15 protein-coding genes are annotated in these 18,926 nt (G+C 69.2%); 10 read left to right on the top strand and 5 right to left on the bottom strand.

Annotated features, from left to right (window positions below; all coding sequences use genetic code 11):
• Positions 1-22: 22 nt before the first annotated feature.
• A complete protein-coding gene (locus AC0IYU_RS18090; protein WP_472119645.1) occupies positions 23-487 on the top strand; it encodes an OsmC family protein in 465 nt (154 codons plus the stop codon).
• 25 nt (positions 488-512) lie between these two features.
• Here the strand turns inward: AC0IYU_RS18090 and AC0IYU_RS18095 are convergent, their stop codons facing one another.
• Both AC0IYU_RS18095 and AC0IYU_RS18100 read right to left on the bottom strand, forming a co-directional pair.
• On the bottom strand, positions 513-1,280 hold the full coding sequence (locus AC0IYU_RS18095; protein WP_472119647.1) for a flagellar brake protein: 768 nt from the start codon (positions 1,278-1,280) through the stop codon (positions 513-515).
• Between the two features lie 181 nt (positions 1,281-1,461).
• The gene (locus AC0IYU_RS18100) at positions 1,462-2,376 is read right to left on the bottom strand and encodes a LysR family transcriptional regulator (protein WP_435483642.1); all 915 of its coding nucleotides are present in this window, start codon (positions 2,374-2,376) and stop codon (positions 1,462-1,464) included.
• Between the two features lie 182 nt (positions 2,377-2,558).
• Here AC0IYU_RS18100 and AC0IYU_RS18105 point away from each other — a divergent pair, with 182 nt between their 5' ends.
• The 4 genes from AC0IYU_RS18105 to AC0IYU_RS18120 all read left to right on the top strand — a co-directional run bounded on the left by AC0IYU_RS18105 (position 2,559) and on the right by AC0IYU_RS18120 (position 9,670).
• Positions 2,559-3,455, top strand: coding sequence for an alpha/beta hydrolase (locus AC0IYU_RS18105; RefSeq protein WP_435483643.1), 897 nt, complete (start codon positions 2,559-2,561; stop codon positions 3,453-3,455).
• A 148-nt stretch (positions 3,456-3,603) separates the two neighbouring features.
• Positions 3,604-4,854, top strand: a complete 1,251-nt coding sequence (locus tag AC0IYU_RS18110; protein ID WP_472119650.1) for an efflux RND transporter periplasmic adaptor subunit — start codon at positions 3,604-3,606, stop codon at positions 4,852-4,854.
• Between the two features lie 40 nt (positions 4,855-4,894).
• Positions 4,895-8,182: an efflux RND transporter permease subunit gene (locus tag AC0IYU_RS18115; RefSeq protein ID WP_472119653.1), complete on the top strand. Its 3,288-nt coding sequence runs from the start codon at positions 4,895-4,897 to the stop codon at positions 8,180-8,182.
• A gap of 18 nt (positions 8,183-8,200) precedes the next feature.
• Positions 8,201-9,670, top strand: a complete 1,470-nt coding sequence (locus AC0IYU_RS18120; RefSeq protein WP_472119656.1) for an efflux transporter outer membrane subunit — start codon at positions 8,201-8,203, stop codon at positions 9,668-9,670.
• Between the two features lie 64 nt (positions 9,671-9,734).
• Here the strand turns inward: AC0IYU_RS18120 and AC0IYU_RS18125 are convergent, their stop codons facing one another.
• Positions 9,735-9,962, bottom strand: coding sequence for a hypothetical protein (locus AC0IYU_RS18125; protein ID WP_472119659.1), 228 nt, complete (start codon positions 9,960-9,962; stop codon positions 9,735-9,737).
• A 156-nt stretch (positions 9,963-10,118) separates the two neighbouring features.
• On the opposite strand from AC0IYU_RS18125, the gene AC0IYU_RS18130 reads away from it, so the two are divergent.
• The 4 genes from AC0IYU_RS18130 to AC0IYU_RS18145 are packed head-to-tail and all read left to right on the top strand — an operon-like array spanning position 10,119 to position 13,998.
• A complete protein-coding gene (locus AC0IYU_RS18130; RefSeq protein WP_472119661.1) occupies positions 10,119-11,579 on the top strand; it encodes a cobyric acid synthase in 1,461 nt (486 codons plus the stop codon).
• The gene (gene cobT, locus AC0IYU_RS18135) at positions 11,576-12,616 is read left to right on the top strand and encodes a nicotinate-nucleotide--dimethylbenzimidazole phosphoribosyltransferase (protein ID WP_472119664.1); all 1,041 of its coding nucleotides are present in this window, start codon (positions 11,576-11,578) and stop codon (positions 12,614-12,616) included. The genes AC0IYU_RS18130 and cobT overlap by 4 nt, the downstream gene beginning before the upstream one ends.
• Positions 12,617-12,631: 15 nt before the next feature.
• Positions 12,632-13,426: an adenosylcobinamide-GDP ribazoletransferase gene (locus tag AC0IYU_RS18140; protein WP_472119666.1), complete on the top strand. Its 795-nt coding sequence runs from the start codon at positions 12,632-12,634 to the stop codon at positions 13,424-13,426.
• The gene (locus AC0IYU_RS18145) at positions 13,423-13,998 is read left to right on the top strand and encodes a histidine phosphatase family protein (protein WP_472119669.1); all 576 of its coding nucleotides are present in this window, start codon (positions 13,423-13,425) and stop codon (positions 13,996-13,998) included. Before AC0IYU_RS18140 ends, AC0IYU_RS18145 begins: the two co-directional genes overlap by 4 nt.
• Before the next feature lie 35 nt (positions 13,999-14,033).
• On the opposite strand, the gene AC0IYU_RS18150 is transcribed toward AC0IYU_RS18145, so the two are convergent.
• Positions 14,034-16,778, bottom strand: a complete 2,745-nt coding sequence (locus AC0IYU_RS18150) for a LuxR C-terminal-related transcriptional regulator (protein ID WP_472119672.1) — start codon at positions 16,776-16,778, stop codon at positions 14,034-14,036.
• A gap of 135 nt (positions 16,779-16,913) precedes the next feature.
• On the opposite strand from AC0IYU_RS18150, the gene AC0IYU_RS18155 reads away from it, so the two are divergent.
• Positions 16,914-18,476, top strand: coding sequence for a methyl-accepting chemotaxis protein (locus AC0IYU_RS18155; RefSeq protein ID WP_472119675.1), 1,563 nt, complete (start codon positions 16,914-16,916; stop codon positions 18,474-18,476).
• Between the two features lie 28 nt (positions 18,477-18,504).
• On the opposite strand, the gene AC0IYU_RS18160 is transcribed toward AC0IYU_RS18155, so the two are convergent.
• Positions 18,505-18,810 (bottom strand): Ivy family c-type lysozyme inhibitor, encoded by a 306-nt coding sequence (locus tag AC0IYU_RS18160; RefSeq protein ID WP_472119678.1) that lies wholly within the window; start codon positions 18,808-18,810, stop codon positions 18,505-18,507.
• Between the last annotated feature and the right edge of the window lie 116 nt (positions 18,811-18,926).

Consider the following 18,926-nt stretch of genomic DNA (forward strand, 5'->3'; position numbering starts at 1 on the left):
TCCCCGAGCAAGGAGCAAGACCATGGCCCACTACACCGCGGAAATCCTCTGGGAGCGGGGCGAGCAGGACTTCCTCGCCAACACCTACAGCCGCAGGCATTCGCTGCGCTTCGACGGTGGGGCGGAGGTGCCGGGCTCTTCGTCGCCGCACGTGGTGCCGCTGCCGATGTCGGATGCCTCGGCCGTGGACCCCGAAGAGATGTTCGTCGCCTCGCTGTCGAACTGCCACATGCTGTGGTTCCTCACGATGGCCGTGAAGCGCAAGTTCGTGGTCGACCGCTACTTCGACGCGGCCAGCGGTGTGATGGAAAAGAACGCGCAGGGCAAGATGGCGATGACGGTGGTCACGCTGCGCCCGCAGGTAACGTTCTCGGGCGCCAACCTGCCCACGCGCGAACAGGTCGAGCAGATGCACCATCGCGCGCATGACGAATGCTTCATCGCCAATTCAGTGAAGACCGAGGTGCGCTGCGAGCCGGTGTTCTGAGACGCGCACGGCCGAAGGCCGTGCGTCAGCGCACCAACGCGTTGCGCTTCATTTCGAGCTGCGTGATCAGTTTCTGCAGCCGGCCCTCGACGCTGCCCGGCAGCGACATGAAACGGAAGCCCAGCTGGTAGCGCAGCTTTCCGTTCGGCAGCGTGGTGTGGCGCCTGGACACGAGTTCGAGGTCGATCGATAGCTTGCCGAGCGTGCCCAGGGACAGTTCGCAGTTCCGCAGGAAGGTGCCGATCGACAGGTTCGTGATGCGCTCGTCCATGGTGCGCATGCCGACGCCGCCGAGCGACAGGTCGTTCACGTCGAAGCGAAACGCATCGCCCTTGGGCCAGCGGCCCGTGCAGGTGAATGCATCGAGCGGCGTGTCGACGCGGAAGTATTCCCGGCGCTGCAGGTAGAACAGCACCTCGGGAAAGTCGGCCTCGAACGCGGGCCGCCCTTCGAAGCGGGTCTCGCGCGGCGAAACTGTGGCGAATTCGATGCGCACGCCGTCCGGCTGGGCGCTGAACTGGCAGCGCGGCGCCGTCAGCAGGCCCTGGCTCTGCTCGGACGACGCACCCCAGTCGAAGGTGAAGGTGCGCGCGGGCACGTCCACGTCCAGCAGCTGCGTCACGAGTTGGCCGCTGGCGTGCTGCACGGTGAGAAAGTCGCCGCTGTTGACGAGATTGCGCAGCCGGGCGCCGATCTCCAGCGGGTTGCGGCGGCCGAATTCGTCGGTGCTTTCGTCTGGCGCGGTGTGCGGCTGGGCGGGCGCGTCGGCCTGGCCGTTCGACTGGTTTTCCATGGGCTTGCGGTTCAGTAGGTTCTTGCGGGCGCTGTCTTCGTCGACGCCGCGGCACGCGCGTTCAACCGGAACGTGCGACGCCGTCCGGTGTCCAGCAGGTCTGGCTCACTATCAATAGCGGCAGCGTCCGGCCAAAGTTTAGGGGTCGGACATGAAATATTTGCGGGACCGGCCCGAACGCTCAGCGCCGCTGCAGCCGCGGATTCTTCGCGAACAGCTCGGCGGCCCAGTCCACGAAGGCCCGCACCTTGGCGCTCAGGTGGCGGTTGGGCGGGTAGACCACGTGGATCGGCAGCGGGTCGCGCTCCCAGTCCGGCAGCACCTCGACCAGCTCGCCGCTTTCCACCAGCGGCTCGGCCATGAAGGTGATGACCTGCGAAATGCCGAAGCCGCCCACCACCGCCGTGATGTGCGCGTTGCTCTCGTTCACCGACACGCGGTAGTGCCCGTTGAGCTCGATGTGCTCGTCGCCCTTCTTGAACTCGTGCGGGTACACGCGGCGCGTGGTGCCCGAGAAATAGCTCACCACCACGTGGCGCTTCTCGATGTCGTTCGGGTGCTGCGGCATCCCGTAGCGCTTGATGTACGCGGGGGAGGCCACGGTCATGAAATGCAGCGTGCCGATGCGCCGCGCCACCAGCGACTGGTCGCTGAGTTCGCCCGCGCGGATCACGCAGTCCACGTTGTCGCTGATCAGGTCGACGGTGCGGTCGCTCACGCCCAGGTCGACCTGGATGTCGGGGTAGCGGTCGCAGAAGCTGGCCAGGTGGGGCAGGATGATCAGCCTCGCCACCGAGGTGCCGATGTCGACGCGCAGCCGCCCCGTGGGGTTGGCCTGCGCATTCGTCATGCTGGCTTCCATGTCGTCGAAGTCGTTGAGCAGGCGCGCGGCGCGCTCGTAGTAGGCCGCGCCGTCGGGCGTGACCGTCACGCGGCGCGTGGTGCGGTTGAGCAACTTCACGCGCAGGCGCAGCTCCAGCGCCTGAATCTGCTTGGTGACCGTGCCCTTGGGCAGGGCGAGCGAGTCCGCTGCACGGGTGAAAGTGCCCGCTTCCACGACGCGGACAAAGATCCTCATGGCCTGGATTTGATCCATCGAATGCCTGTTCTGGGTGCCCGGCCCACACCGGGGGAGGCGGATTCTTACACAGCAAGGGCATTTCCCTAGTGACCATCCGATTGTTAGCGGATTGGAAACAGAGTAAGGGCATGAACCCTGTTTAACGTCACAGCCCGCGCCTTATATTTCATCCATCGCCCAATACCCCGAGGTCGCCCATGTCACCCGCTCCATCGTCCCTTTCTGCCGAAGCTGCCGCCCGCGCCGCGGTGCAAGGCGTGGAAGCCGATCTTTCGATCGAGCTGCCCGGTCGCGAGGCGGTTCGTGCCCGCGTGTATGGCCAGCGTGCCAAGGCGGACGTGGCGCCGCTGGTGCTGCACTTCCATGGCGGCACCTTCGTGTGCGGCAACCTGGACAACGGGCGCAACGTGGCCCGGCTGCTGGCCGGCGCGGGGGCGGTGGTGGTGTCGGTGGCTTATCCGCTGGCGCCCGAATCGCCTTTCCCGGAACCCATCGAGGTGGGCTACGCCGCCCTCGAATGGCTCTACAAGCAACGCACCAAGCTCGGTGGCAAGGGCACGCAGGTGTACCTGGCCGGCGAGGAAGCCGGCGGCAACCTGGCCGCCGCGGTGGCGCTGATTGCCCGTGACCGGGCGCATCCGCCGATCGCCGGGCAGATTCTGCTGTCGCCCATGCTGGACCCGTGCGCCGGCACCGCCTCGCTGCGCAAGGCCACCAACGATGCGGCCGAGTGCCGCTGGGCCAGCGGCTGGGAAAAGTACCTGAGCTGCCCCTCGAACGCGACGCACCCCTATGCGGTGCCCAGCGGTTCGCTGCGGCTGGCCGCGCTGGCACCGGCCCTCGTGCTGGTAGGCGCGGACGACGCGATGCACGACGAGGCCATGGCCTTCGCCAACCGCCTGCGAGGCGCCGGCATCGAGGTGACGAGCAGCGTGCTGCCCAGCGCCTCGAACTGGCCCAAGGCGCTTTACGACACCGAGAACACGGGTTGCGTGGCCTGCGAGGCCACGGTGCAGCGGCACTTCCGTGAGTTCTTCAGCGCCACCACGCCACCGACCGTGCCTTCGGGCGCGGCGACCAACCACCCCAGTTAGCACCCAGCCCGCCCCGGCTGCCTGATCGACACGCTGCCAGCGCGGCAGCGTGCGAGGGCCCTTTTTTTCCTGAATTTCGCCTCCTGGTGCCGAAAAGCGCCGGGCTGGCCTGTCGCATCCCAAAAGTCATCGAGAAGGACGAACCATCATGTCGAACAACGAAAAAAAGCTGTCTTCCACCACCCCCAAGGGACTGTGGCCCGCCGTGACCGGCCTGACTGCGGTGCTGGCCGTGGCCGCCGCCGTGCTGGGCATGCACAGCTTCAAGGCCGAGGCGAACAACGCGCCGGCGGCGCCGCCTGCCACGCCGGTGTCGGTGGCCACCGTGGCGTCGAGCGAGATCAACGCCTGGGACGAGTTCTCGGGCCGGCTCGAAGCCGTCGAGCGCGTCGATGTGCGCTCCCGCGTGGCGGGCGCCGTGCAGGCGGTGCATTTCCGTGAAGGCACGCTGGTGAAGCAGGGCGACCTGCTGGTCACCATCGACCCCGCGCCGTATGCGGCCGAGGTCGAGCGCGCCGAGGCGCAAGTCGCCTCTGCACAGGCCCGCCAATCGTTCAGCCGCAGCGAGCAGGAGCGTGCCAAGCGCCTGTGGGACGACAAGGCCATTGCCCAGCGCGAGTACGACGAGCGCGTGAACGCCGGCAGCGAGGCCAACGCCAACCTGCGCGCGGCGCAAGCCCAACTGCAGACCGCGCGCCTGAGCCTGGGCTACACGCAGGTGCGTGCCCCCGTGTCGGGCCGCATCGGCAAGATCGAGGTGACGGTGGGCAACCTGGTGGCGGCCGGTCCGGGCGCCCCGGTGCTGACCACGCTGGTCTCGGTGAGCCCGATCTACGCGAGCTTCGACGCCGACGAGCAGGTCATCACCCGCGCCCTGAAAGACCTGCCGAGCGGCTCCAGCGCACGCGGCCTCATCGATTCGATTCCCGTGCAGATGGGCACCGCCGGCCTCGACGGCACGCCCTTCACCGGCAAGCTGCAGCTCATCGACAACCAGGTCGATGCCAAGAGCGGCACGGTGCGCGTGCGCGCCTCGTTCGACAACAAGGACGGCGCGCTCATTCCGGGCCAGTTCGCCCGCATCCGCATGGGCCAGGCCCGCAACGACACCGCGCTGCTGGTGAGCGAACGCGCCATCGGCACCGACCAGAACAAGAAGTTCGTGATGGTCGTGGGTGAAGACAACAAGGCGGCCTACCGCGAAGTGACGCTGGGCGCCTCCATCAACGGCCTGCGTGTCGTGAGCAAGGGCCTGAAGGCGGGCGACCGCGTGGTGGTCAACGGCCTGCAGCACATCCGCCCGGGTGCGCTGGTGGCGCCGCAGCAAGTGACCATGGACGCCAAGGCCGACCCCAATCAACAACAACCGGAACGCGTCGCGGAAGCGGCCAAGTCCTGATTTCGGAGGAGGGCGCATCCGCGCCCGCCGGAGAACCAACATGAATCTCTCAAAATTCTTCATCGACCGGCCGATCTTTGCCGGCGTGCTGTCGCTATTGATGCTGATAGCCGGCCTGATCGCGCTGCGCGGGCTGCCGATCTCGGAGTACCCGGAAGTTGCGCCGCCCTCGGTGGTGGTGCGCGCCACGTACCCGGGCGCCAACCCGAAGGTGATCGCTGAAACCGTTGCCACCCCGCTCGAAGAGCAGATCAACGGCGTCGAAGGCATGCTCTACATGGGCAGCCAGGCGACCACCGACGGCGTGCTCACGCTGACCGTCACGTTCCGCCTGGGCACCGATCCCGACAAGGCCCAGCAACTGGTGCAGAACCGCGTCTCGCAAGCCGAGCCGCGCCTGCCCGAGGAAGTGCGCCGCCTGGGCATCACGACCGTCAAGAGCGCGCCCGACCTGACGATGGTGGTCCACCTCGTCTCGCCGAACAACCGCTACGACATCAACTACCTGCGCAACTACGCGGTGCTGAACGTGAAGGACCCGCTCGCGCGCATCGAAGGCGTGGGCCAGGTGCAGATCTTCGGCGGCGGCGACTACTCCATGCGCGTGTGGCTCGACCCGCAGAAGGTCGCGCAGCGCGGCCTCTCGGCCAGCGACGTGGTGGCCGCCATCCGTGGCCAGAACGTGCAGGCCGCGGCCGGCGTGGTCGGCGCATCGCCGGGCCTGTCGGGCGTGGACATGCAGCTGTCGATCAATGCGCAAGGGCGCCTGCAGAGCGAGGAAGAGTTCGGCGACATCATCGTCAAGAGCGGCACCGACGGCGCCGTGACCCGGCTGCGCGACATCGGCCGCCTGGAGATGGGCGCGGCCGACTATTCGCTGCGTTCGCTGCTGAACAACGACCCGGCCGTCGGCATGGGCGTGTTCCAGGCACCGGGCTCCAACGCGCTCGACATTTCTTCCAACGTGCGCAAGACGATGGAAGAGCTCAACAAGAACATGCCCGAAGGCCTGGAATACCGCATTGCCTACGACCCGACGCAGTTCGTGCGGGCATCGATCGAATCGGTGATCCACACGCTGCTCGAAGCCATCCTGCTGGTGGTGCTGGTGGTGATCCTGTTCCTTCAGACGTGGCGCGCTTCCATCATTCCGCTGCTGGCCGTGCCGGTGTCGGTGATCGGTACCTTCGCGGTGCTGCATGTGCTGGGCTTCTCGATCAACGCGCTGAGCCTGTTCGGGCTGGTGCTGGCCATCGGCATCGTGGTGGACGACGCCATCGTGGTGGTGGAGAACGTGGAGCGCAACATCGAGGCGGGGCTCTCGCCGCGCGAGGCCACGTACCGTGCCATGCGCGAAGTGTCGGGCCCCATCATCGCCATCGCGCTGGTGCTGGTGGCCGTGTTCGTGCCGCTGGCGTTCATCAGCGGTCTCACGGGCCAGTTCTACAAGCAGTTCGCGGTGACCATCGCCATCTCGACGGTGATCTCGGCGATCAACTCGCTCACGCTGTCGCCCGCGCTCGCCGCCTTGCTGCTGCGCGGCCACGACCAGCCCAAGGACGCGCTCACGCGCGGCATGGACCGTGCGTTCGGCTGGCTGTTCCGCGGCTTCAACCGCCTGTTCCATCGCGGTTCCGAGGCCTACAGCGGCGGCGTGAAGAGCGTGATCTCGCGCAAGTCGCTGATGCTGGTGATCTACGTGGCGCTGGTCGCGGTGACCTTCGGCCTGTTCAAGGCGGTGCCCGGCGGCTTTGTGCCGGCGCAGGACAAGCAATACCTGATCGGTTTTGCGCAACTGCCCGACGGCGCCACGCTGGACCGCACGGAAGACGTGATCACCCGCATGGGCGAGATCATGAAGAAGAACCCGAACATCGAGGACGCCATCTCGTTCCCGGGCCTGTCGATCAACGGATTCACCAACAGCTCGAACTCGGGCATCGTGTTCGCCACGCTCAAGCCCTTCGACCAGCGCAAGCGCCCCGACCAGAGCGGCAACGCCGTGGCCGGCCAGCTCAACGGCGCCTTCGCGGGCATCCAGGACGCGTTCATCGTGATGTTCCCGCCGCCGCCGGTGGCGGGCCTGGGCACCACGGGCGGCTTCAAGCTGCAGCTGGAAGACCGCGCCTCGGTCGGCTACGACCAGATGGACCAGGCGGTGAAGGCCTTCATGGCCAAGGCGCAGGCCGCGCCCGAGCTGGCCGGCATGTTCACCAGCTGGCAGGTCAACGTGCCGCAGCTGTACGCGGACATCGACCGCACCAAGGCCCGCCAGCTCGGCGTGCCGGTGACGGACATCTTCGACACCATGCAGATCTACCTGGGCAGCCTGTACGCGAACGACTTCAACAAGTTCGGCCGCACGTACTCCGTGCGGGTGCAGGCCGACGCGCCTTACCGCGCCCGTGCCGAAGACGTGGGCCTGCTGAAGGTGCGCTCGACCTCGGGCGAGATGGTGCCGCTGGCCGCGCTGATGAAGGTCAATTCGACCTTCGGGCCGGAACGCGCCATGCGCTACAACGGCTACCTGGCCGCCGACATCAACGGCGGCCCCGCGCCGGGCTACTCGTCGGGCCAGGCGCAGGACGCGATCACCAAGATCGCGGCCGAGACGCTGCCCAAGGGCGTGAGCTTCGAATGGACCGAGCTGACCTATCAGGAAATTTTGGCCGGCAACTCCGCCTTCCTGGTGTTCCCGCTGGCCATCCTGCTGGTGTTCCTGGTGCTGGCCGCGCAGTACGAGAGCCTGACGCTGCCGATCGCGATCATCCTGATCGTGCCCATGGGCATCATGGCCGCGATGGCGGGGGTATGGATATCGGGGGGTGACAACAACGTCTTCACGCAGATCGGGTTGATCGTGCTGGTGGGGCTGAGTGCGAAGAACGCGATCCTGATCGTGGAGTTCGCACGGGAGCTGGAGTTCGCCGGGCGAACGCCGGTGCAAGCCGCCATCGAAGCCAGCCGCCTGCGCCTGCGCCCGATCCTGATGACCTCGCTGGCCTTCGTGATGGGTGTGCTGCCCCTGGTGCTGTCCACCGGCGCGGGCTCCGAAATGCGCAAGGCGATGGGCGTGGCGGTGTTCTCCGGAATGATCGGCGTGACGGCCTTCGGCCTGTTCCTGACGCCGGTTTTCTATGTGCTGCTGCGCCGCCTGGCGGGCAACAAGCCGCTCAAGCTGCATGGCCAGGTGCCGCACGGCGACGAGTTCGTGTCGGCGGAGCATCCGGCAGCGCCCGCACCGCAGGGCCCGCACGGCGGTTCGGGTGGTGGTGGGCTGCATCCGGTGCCCGCATCGCCGCGCCCTTCGCACGGTTCGCATGACTGATCGAGAAGAAAGCTGATCATGAAATTCTCAGTACAACCTTTGGTGAAGAAGCCGCTTCACGCGTTTCGCACGGCGCTGCTGCCGCTGATGGCCGCCCTGGTGCTGGCGGGCTGTGCCACCGTGCCCTCGGGCGTGCCCGAGATCACGACCACGGCCCAGTTCAAGGAGCAGGGCGCCACGCCGCCGGCCGGCTTCACGCGGGCCCTGCCTGCCGAGGCGCAGGCGCGCGGTGCATGGTGGCTGGCGTTCAACGACCCGGCGCTCAATGCGCTGGTCGAGAAGGCCGACGTGAACAACAACAACATCCAGGCCGCTGCCGCGCGGCTGGCCGAGGCCCGCGCGCTGGCGCGCAGCGCCAACGCCGACCGCCTGCCGCAGATCGGCCTGGGGGCCGGTGCCAACCGCGGCGCGGGGCTGGACAAGGCCACGGCCAGCACCCGCCCGGCGACCATCACCAACATCGGCGCCACCTTCTCCTACGAGGTCGACCTGTTCGGGCGCCTCTCGGGCGCCAGCAACGCGGCCAAGCTGGATGCGGCCGGCCGCGAGGCGCTCCTGCAAAGCACGCGCCTGGCGGTGCAGGCCGAGGTGGCGCAGACCTACCTGCAGCTGCGCGCGCTCGACGCCGAGCGCGCCCTGGTGCGCGAACAGGTCGAGGCCTACCGCGACACGCTGCGCCTGACGCAGCGCCGCGAGCAGGCCGGCGACATCGCCGAGCTCGACGTGGCGCGCGTGCAGACCGAGGTGTCGTCCACCGAATCGGACGCGCTCGCGCTCGATCGCCAGCGCGCCCAGGTGGAGCACGCGCTGGCCGTGCTGGTGGGCGATTCGGCCTCCAGCTTCGGGCTGCGCAGCGACGAATGGGCGACGGCGCTGCCGTCCATCCCGCCGGGCGTTCCCGGCACGGTGCTCACGCGCCGGCCCGACGTGTCGGCCGCGCAGAGCGCCGTGCTGGCCGCGCAGGCCCGCGTGGGCGTGGCGCAAACGGCCTGGTTTCCGGACATCTCGCTGACCGGCGCCGCCGGCTACGCCTCGCCCGAAATCGGCGACCTGTTCAAGTGGTCGGCCCGCTCCTGGGGCGTGGGTGCGCTGCTGTCGCTGCCGATCTTCGACGGCGGGCGCCGCGAGGCGGGCGTGCAGGGCGCCAATGCGCAGCTCGATGGTGCGCTGGCCAGCTACCGCACGCAGGTGCTGGTGGCGTTCCAGGAGGTCGAAGACCAGCTGTCGGCCATCCGCATCCTGCAGGAGCAGTCGGTAGTGCAGGCGCAGGCCGTGACCTCGGCACAGCGCGCCACCAGCCTGTCGGACACGCGCTACCGCAACGGCTACATCAGCCAGCTCGACCTGCTGGACGCGCGCCGCAGCGAGCTGCGCAACCGCCGCCAGGCGTTGCAGGTGAAGTCGGCGCAGTACCAGGCGGCCGTGGGCCTGATCCGCGCAATCGGCGGGGGCTGGGACGCGCCCGCGCAGACGGTGGCGGCGCGCTGAGCGGTTCGTACTCGAGGGATTGAAAGCCTGAACGCCGCAAGGCGGTCTTTGCGCTGCCGCAGGCTCAGTCGTTGCCGGCTGGGTTTGCGGCGGCGCTTATTTTCTTGAGCTCCGACACGCCCATGGCCAGGGCGTTGGAATAGCTGGTCTGCGGTTTCGTGGCGGCGCGGTAGACGCGGTAGTCGAGCGTTTCGGACGACTCGCCGCCATGGTGGGCTTCGAGGAGCGTCCAGAAAAACTGGCCGGGTTCACGTTCTTCGACGGCAAGGGCCAAATCGTTCAAGGCTGGCATGGGTCCCTGGATGCAATGTGTTGTCTGTGTGTGTTCTGTTTACGCACCTGGAAGACTTTTGGATTTACCGACGGCGTTTACAACGCTTGCGGTGTGAAAAATGTCGCATTTCGTCTGTCTCCATTGCACTGAATCCGGCTCAACGACAATCCGCCGATGAGTTCAAAGGCGAAAAGCGGACCGGCGCAGTGCGTCATGGTCCTGGGCACCACCAGCGGGGCCGGCAAGAGCTGGATGGCCACGGCGCTGTGCCGCTGGTATGCGCGCCGGGGCCTGAAGGTGGCACCCTTCAAGGCGCAGAACATGAGCAACAACGCCCGCGTGGTGGGCGGCGGCGAAATCGGCAGCGCCCAGTACTTTCAGGCCCTGGCCGCCAACGCCGTGCCCGATGTGCGAATGAACCCGCTGCTGCTCAAGCCCGAGCGCGACACCCACAGCCAGGTGGTGCTGATGGGGCAGGTGAGCGAGGAACTCTCGGCCTTGCCCTGGCGCGGCCGCAGCCAGCGGGTGTGGCCGCAGATCGCGCTGGCGCTGGACGAGCTGCGTGCCGAGAACGACGTGGTGGTGATCGAAGGCGCCGGCTCGCCGGCAGAGATCAACCTGATGGCCAGCGACATCGTCAACATGCGCATCGCCCGCCACGCCCAGGCGCGCTGCCTGCTGGCCACCGACATCGACCGCGGCGGTGCCTTCGCGCACCTCTACGGCACGTGGGCGCTGTTGCCGGAGGCAGACCGTGCGCTGCTGCGCGGCTTCGTGCTCAACAAGTTCCGCGGCGACGCCTCGCTGCTGGCGCCCGCGCCGCAGCAATTGCAGGAACTGACCGGCGTGCCCACCGTGGCCACGCTGCCCATGTGGTGGCAGCACGGCCTGCCCGAGGAAGACGGCGTGTTCGACGACCGAAGCCGGGCCAGCGGCGCGGTCACCCGCACGGTGGCGGTGGTGGCGTACCCGCGCATCAGCAACCTCGACGAGTTCCAGGCATTGAAGAACGTGCCCGGCGTGCGGCTGGTGTGGGCACGCACGCCGGCCGACGTGGCTGGCGCCGACTGGATCGTGCTGCCCGGCTCCAAGCACACCAGCGGTGACCTGGCCTGGCTGCGCGCGCAGGGGCTGGACCGCGCCGTGGCCGCGCATGCCGAACGCGGCGGCGCGGTGCTGGGCATCTGCGGCGGGCTGCAGATGCTGGGCGAGGCGCTGGTCGATCCGCACGGCATCGACGGCAATGCGCCGGGGCTCGGCCTGCTGCCGCTGGTGACGGTGTTCGCGCGCGAGAAAACGGTGCGCCACCGCGCCGCACGCTTCGGCGCGCTGAACGGCGCGTGGGGCGCGTTGTCGGGCGTGAGCGTGACCGGCTACGAGATTCACCACGGCCAGACCGCCGAGCACCCGCAGATGGCACAGGCCGGCCAGGCCGTGATGCCCGACGGGCTGGCCTGGCAGAACGCGCGCGGCAACGTGCTGGGCATCTACCTTCACGGCCTGTTCGAGGACCCGGGCGCGCTGCAGGCGCTGTTCGGCGCGTCCGCGCCCACGCTGGACGCCACCTTCGACGGCCTGGCCGATTTCATCGACACCCACTTCGACGCCGGCGTGCTTGCCGGACTGATTGCATGACCGACTTCATTCCCACCATTCCCGACCTCGCCGACGCGGCGCTGGCCGCCCGGCTGCAAGGCGCGCTCGACAACAAGACCAAGCCGCAGGGCGCGCTCGGCCGGCTCGAAACGCTGGCCCTGCGCATCGGCACCATCCTCGGCAGCGAGCAACCGGTGCTCCATGCCCCGCAGATGCTGGTGTGCGCGGGCGACCACGGGCTGGCGGCGCGCGGTGTCTCGGCCTACCCGAGCGACGTGACCTGGCAGATGGTCGAGAACTTCCTGGCCGGTGGCGCGGCGGTGAGCGTGCTTGCGCGCCAGCACGGCCTGGCGCTCACGGTGGTCGACTGCGGCGTGCGGCGCGACTTCCAGGCCCGGCCCGGGCTGGTGTCGCGCCGCATCGCCGAAGGCACTGCCGATGCGTCGGCCGGCCCCGCCATGAGCGCGGCGCAATGTGCACAGGCCATCGCCAACGGGCGCGAGGTGGTGCGCGCGCTGCCGGGCAATGCGCTGCTGCTGGGCGAAATGGGCATCGGCAACAGCTCGTCGGCGGCGCTGCTGCTGTCGCGCCTGGGCGGTCTGGACCTGGACGCCTGCATCGGCGCCGGCACCGGGCTGGATGCGGCCGGCCTGCAGCGCAAGCGCGAGGTGCTGCGCCAGGTGCTCGCTTTGCATGCATCGGTCACGTCGCCGCTGGACGCACTGGCGGCCTTCGGCGGTTTCGAGATCGCGACGCTGGTTGGCGCGGTGCTGCAGGCAGCCGAGGAGCGCCGCGTGATCGTGCTGGACGGCTTCATTGCCAGCTCGGCCGTGCTGGTGGCGCAGGCGCTGCAGCCCCATGTGGTGCAGCGCTGCGTGGCGGCGCATTGCTCGGCCGAACCGGGCCACGCGCTGCTGCTGGCGCACCTGGCGCTCGATCCGTTGCTGCACCTCGACCTGCGCCTGGGCGAAGGCTCGGGCGGGGCGCTGGTGTGGCCGCTGCTCGAGTCGGCCTGCCGCATCCTGCGCGAGATGGCCAGCTTCGAGGCGGCGGGCGTGTCGCGCAAGGATGCCTGAGGCCGGATGCCATCGATGAACGGCATTCGCCACTTTCTTCTGGCTCTGCAGTTCTTCACGCGCGTGCCCGTCACCGGGCCGCTTGCGGCGTGGGTCGGCTTCAGCCCGCAGATGCTGCGCGCCAGCGCGGCGCACCTGCCCGGCATCGGCTGGCTGGTGGGCGCGGTGGCGGCGCTGGTGTTCGTGGGGGTGGGCATGGGCTTGCCCGGCGTGGCGGGCGCATTGGCGGCCGCCGTGCTGAGCACGGTGGCCACGGTGATGCTGACCGGCGCCTTCCATGAAGACGGGCTGGCCGACGTGGCCGACGGCCTGGGCGGTTCCGCGAACCGCGACCGGGCGCTGGAGATCATGAAGGACTCGCGCATCGGCGCCTTCGGCGCGGTGGCGCTGGTGCTGGCGCTGGGCCTGAAGTTCGCGCTGCTCGCCGCGCTGGCCGCGCGCGGGTGGCAGGCGGCGGCCGTGGCCATCGTCGGCGCGCACGTGCTGTCGCGGCTGATGCCGCTGTTCCTGATCCGCTGGCTGCCCTATGTGGGCGACAGCGGGGCGAGCAAGGCGAAGCCGCTGGCGGACGCGATCAGCCGGGGCGCGCTGTGCATTGCCTTCGTGTGGGCGGTCCCGGCCGTGGCGTTGCTGCTGTGCGCGCACGACGCGGCGCACGTGGGCGTGGCCCTGTTTGCGGCGGTGGTGGCGGCGGGCTGGATGGCGCGGCTGTTCGTGCGCCGGCTGCAGGGCTTCACCGGCGACGGCCTCGGCGCGACCCAGCAGGTCTGTGAGCTGGCGATCTACCTCGCGCTGGCCTGGCACGCATGAGCCTCCCCCGAAGAACGCTCTGGCTCCAGCGCCATGCGCCGGTGGTGGCCGAACCCGGCCTCTGCTACGGCGCCACGGACCTCCAGGCGCACGCGCAGGCCACGCTGGAGGCCGCGCAGCGCATCGCGCCCTTGCTGCCCGCCGGGCTCCGCCTGCGCAGTTCGCCGCTGCGGCGCTGCGCCGAACTGGCCGATGCCATCGCGGCGCTGCGTCCCGACCTGGCTGTGCAGCACGACGCCCGCTTGGCAGAGATGAACTTCGGTGCCTGGGAGGGCCGGCCATGGTCGGCCATTCCGCGTGAAGACCTCGAGGCATGGACGGCCGATTTCGCCGACGCCCCCGCCGGCGCCCATGGCGAGAGCGTGCGCGCCTTCATGCAGCGCGTGGCCGCCGTGCACGACGAATGGCTGGCCGGCGAAGGCGATGCGCTGTGGGTCACGCATGCAGGCGTGCTGCGCGCCGTGACGCTGCTGCAGCGCGGCGTTCGCTGCGCAGAAGCGGCTGCCGACTGGCCCGCGGGCGAGCTTGCCTTCGGCGGCTGGCTCACTTTCGACGATTCGCCCGGCCGCTGACGCACTGACGCACCGACGCACCGACGCGGCGGCGGCTACTTGCCGTTGTGCCCGCGTTCCAGCCGCATGCGTTCGGCCACGGCGTCGCGCCCGTGCGCGTCGAGCTTCAGGTAGATGTTCTTCAGGTGCCATTTCACCGTGTCGAGCGACAGGCCGAGCGTGAGCGCGATCTTCTTGTTCGGCATCGGCTGCACCAGCAACTCGGCAATTTCGGCCTCGCGCAGCGTGAGCAGCCGGGTCAGGCCTCGGTCGTCCTGAAAGCGGACGGCCGGCGGCACGGTGTGTTCGTCGCGCTGCGACCGCGCCAGCGCCTCGATGCGCTCGATGAAGAACACCAGCACGGGGTCGAGGCTGGGCACCGTGCGCGTGGCCTGGATCAAGTGCAACGCGTTGTCGTCGGCGCCCAGCAGGGTCTGCATCAGGCCCAGCCGGTGACCCATGCGAAGGGCCGCCCGGACGCGCGCGCACGAAGCCTCGGCGCGCCCGAGCCGGCGCTCGACCTCGGCCGCCTGCAGCTGCAGCGCGGTCACGAGGCCGACCTGGCCGCGCTGCCTGTAGCGCTGCGCCAGGGCCTCGATCTTCGACAGCGCCAGCTGCAGGGCGGCCGGCTGGCCCTCGTGCATTGCCATGCGGATGCGCGCCTGCTCCAGCACGTCGGCCACCTGCCGCAAGGCGCTCGACTCGGCGCCCGGACGCCGGGCATGCAGCGCCTCGATGTCCTGCAGGGACACCCGGGCCGCATCGGCGTCGTGCCGCGCCAGCTGGATCCGAAGCTGCTCGAGCAGCACGCAGGCCAGCGCGTGGTCCAGCCCCAGGCGCTGCAGGAGGCTCGCGGACTGCCCGAGGTGGGCGAGGGCTTCGCCCCATCGGCCGGCGGCCTGCTGCGCGCGGTTCGACACGATGATCATCCGCAGTGTGGTGTCGGGGATCAGCCCGTCCTGCGTGCCCGGCTGTTCCTCGATGAAACGCGCGGCCACCACGGGGCCTTGCTGTTCGTACAGCACCTCGGCCAGCAACTGGGCCGTGAGCCGCGCCGCCTCTGCGCAGCGCGTGCCGCGTTCCTGCATCTCGCGCAGCACGTTGCGGTAGATGCGTTCCGCGCGGTGCATCTGGCCTTCGATGGCGTAGGACAGGCCGATCAGGCACTGGCCCACCAGCGAGCCGAACAGCGTCTCGACGACGGGCTCGCCGTTGACCGTGGCCATCGGTTCGTCGTGCTGGATCTGCCGCGCCCGCTCGAACTCGCCGTTGCGCAGGTGCAGCCAGGTCAGCACGTTGCGCCGGCCGGCCCGGGAGAATTCGTCGGCGGCCGCCGGCGGTGCCAGCAGCTCGGGGAGCCGCTGCGCAAGCGCGTCGCTGTCGTCGTGCCGAATCGCGAGCAGGCAGTCGAGCAGGGTCAGCCGGTAGCGCATGGCGGGCGCGAGCTCGTGCGGCGCAGCGCGCAGCCGGGCGATGCTGCGCGCGCAGTCGTCCAGCCGGTAGTCGGCCAGCGCGACCCAGGCCGTCCACAGCCGCAGGTTGGCGTTGCCTTCCAGCGTCGCGGGGTCGAGTTGGCGCACCAGGGCGATGGCTTCGACCACCTGGCCCTGGACGAACAGCGCCGCCGCGCCGCGCTCGGCCAGCCTGGTGGCCGTCTGCGTGTCGTTCGCGGCCAGCGCGTGCCGCACGGCCTGGTAATGCATGCCCCTGACCGCGAGCGGTGGCCAGGCCTTCGCATGCAGCCTCAGGCGCTCGGCCTCGGGCCACGACGCCAGGCGCGCCAGCAGCACGCGGCGCAGCAGCGGGTGCAGTTGCCACCAGCGCTCGCCGGCCGGGCTTTGCGGCACGACCGACAAGAGGCCGTCGCGCGCCAGAGGAGCCAGCAACTCCGCGCACAGCGACGCACCGTACCCGGCGCCGGCCAGCTCGGCGCACAGCGATGCGCTGAAGCGGGTGGGGGCGGCGCAGAGGGTGAGCAGGCGCAGCTGCGTCGCGGAGAGCCGGGGAAAGACATGGGCGGCGAAATACGCGGCAAACGGCGCGAGCTCGGCCAGGCCCTCGGGCGGAGGCAACAGCGGCTGCGTGCCGCGCCGGCGGCGCAACACGGCGCTCGCCAGCCGCAGCAGGCCCGGCCAGCCCTGGCTCAGGCGATGGATGGCCGAGGCGGTGCGCTCGTCGATGTCGGGCAGGCGCATCCGCAGGTAGTCGATCGATTCCGGCAGGCTGAAGCGCAGGTCGTCGCTGCGCAGTTCCAGCGCGCTGTTCGACCCCGGGGCCGGTGCCAGCGTCGTCGGCAGGCTGTCTCGGCTGGCAAAGACACAGCGCAGGTTCGGCGGTGCGTACGCGACGAGCAGTTGCAAGGCGTTCAGCACGTTCTCGCTTTGTGCGCTGTGCACGTCGTCCACGATCAGCACGAGCTTGCGGCCATGGGCTGCAATGCCCTGCACCAGCGCGATGACCAGCCGCTCGATCGCGTCGGCGTCGGGGCGGGCGTGTGCCACGGCGCGCCGGGGAATCGCGGGGTCGACCGCGGCCAGGGCCGCCATGAGCGCCGTCATGAAATGCAGGTCGCCCTCCGCGAGGCTGTCCAGCTTCACCCAGGCGATGTCGGTGCCTGCGGCGACGAGTTCACGCTGCCAGGTGAGCAACAGCGAACTCTTGCCGAAGCCGGCGGGCGCCTGCAGCACGATGCAGCGGCGGTGGTCGGGCGCGGACAGCCGGACGAGCAGGCCCTGACGGGCCAGCAGGCGGCGGCTTCGGGTGCGCAGTGAGGGTGTTCCGGGGTGGCGTGCAGCTTGCATCTGCCCCGGATTCTCATGCATCCCGCAGGCCATATGTATCCCATGTTCGAGGGTTTGCCCACCCCGCCCATCAAGGGTGGGGTGCAACGTGCAAAGGCGGCCGATGACGTGATGAACCACCATGGAGTCCTGCACATGTTCGATCTCTCGAATTTCAAAATCGGCGCCCGCCTGGGACTGGGTTTTTCGCTGTTGCTGTTGTTGCAACTCGTCATCGCGGGCATCGGCCTGCACGAGATGGCGAACCTGTCGGAGCGCATCGCGTTCGCGACCGAGGTGGGGGCGCGCAAACTCGACCAGCTGAACAACGTGCAGTCGGCCATCGGCAAGCGGGCCATTGCGGCGCGCAACCTGGCCCTGGTGACGGACCCGGCCGCGCAGAAGGGCGACGTCGAGCTGGTGGCGCGCTCCCAGCGCGAGATCGACACCGGACTGCAGAACCTGGCCACGGTCATGGCCGACGCGGGCTCCAGCAATGCCGACGAGCGCCAGATGCTGGAGAAGCTGCGTGCCCTGGAGGCGCAATACCTGCCCATTGCCACCAAGGTGCTGACGCTGGCGACCTCGAACCAGACCGAGGCAGCGGTCAAGGTGCTGACGCAGGAATGCATGCCGCTGCTCAACCAGGTGCTGGCGCATGTCTCCACCTTCCAGCAACTGCTGAAGAAAAGCGCCGACGACAGTGCGGCGTCCGCCCAGGCGGCCTACCAGCGGGCCAAGTGGATCATCCTGTCGATCAGCGGCGCGTCGCTGGTGGGCGGGCTGCTGCTGGCGTTCCGCATGACGCGCTCCATCACCGTGCCGCTCGGCCAGGCGGTGACGGTGGCGCAGCAGGTGGCCTCCGGCGACCTGACGGCGCGCATCGAGGTGGCCGACAGGTCGGAGTCCGGCCTGCTGATGAACGCGCTGCGCTCCATGAACGACGAACTGGCCAAGGTGGTCGGGCAGGTGCGCGCGGGCACCAATTCCATCGCCACGGCGTCAGGCCAGATCGCCACGGGCAACCGCGACCTGTCGTCGCGCACCGAGGAGCAGGCCAGCTCGCTGGAGCAGACGGCGGCGTCCATGCAGGAGCTCACGTCCACCGTGAAGCAGAACGCGGACAACGCGCGCCTGGCCAACCAGCTGGCCGACTCGGCCTCCCAGGTGGCGTCGCGCGGCGGCGCGGTGGTCGACCAGGTGGTGGAGAAGATGGCGTCGATCAATGCGTCGTCGCGCAAGGTGGTGGAGATCATCGGCGTGATCGACGGCATTTCGTTCCAGACCAACATCCTGGCGCTGAATGCGGCGGTGGAGGCGGCCCGCGCAGGCGAGCAGGGGCGGGGCTTTGCCGTGGTGGCCTCGGAGGTGCGCAACCTGGCCCAGCGCTCGGCGGCGGCGGCCAAGGAAATCAAGACGCTGATCGGCGACTCGGTGAGCGAGGTTCACGCGGGCAGCGCGCTGGTCAACGAGGCCGGCAAGACCATGGAAGAAATCATGGGCAGCGTGCGGCGGGTGACGGACATCATGGCCGAGATCACCTCGGCCAGCCAGGAGCAGTCGACAGGCATCGAGCAGGTCAACGACGCCATCAAGCAGATGGACCGCACGACCCAGCAGAACGCGGCGCTGGTGGAGGAGGCCTCGGCCGCCGCGCAGTCGATGAACGATCAGGCCGCGGGGCTGGTCGACGCGGTCAGCATGTTCAAGCTGCGCTGAGCCTTCATCCGGTCGAGTTCAGTTCAGGTCAGTTCTTCTGGCGCCACTGCGCGCGCCAGAGCTTTTCCAGTTGCGGTGCCAGCGCGGCCGGCGGCGTGCCGACCAGGCGGTTGCGCCCGTCGCGCTGCACCAGCCCGTAGATGCGGCCCGAGCCCTGGTCGTACAGGGCGACGGCGTTGTTGTCGTAGCAGTCGTGTGGCTTGCAGAAGGCGTGCAGCAGGTAGCGCGTGCCCTCGACCGTGACCCATTGCGGCTCGGGCGCCGGGCCTTCGCGGCGCACCAGCCATCGGTCGTTCTCGCGCGCGCCCAGGGCGGCGCGCCAGGCCTTCTGCATGGCAGGGCCCTGCGCCAGGGCGGCGGGGCTGCCGGTGGGCGGCCTGTCTCTTATACACATCTGACGCTGCCGACGAAGCGCCACACGTGTAGATCTCGGTGGTCGCCGTATCATTA

Source organism: Variovorax sp. AC103 (assembly GCF_979254005.1).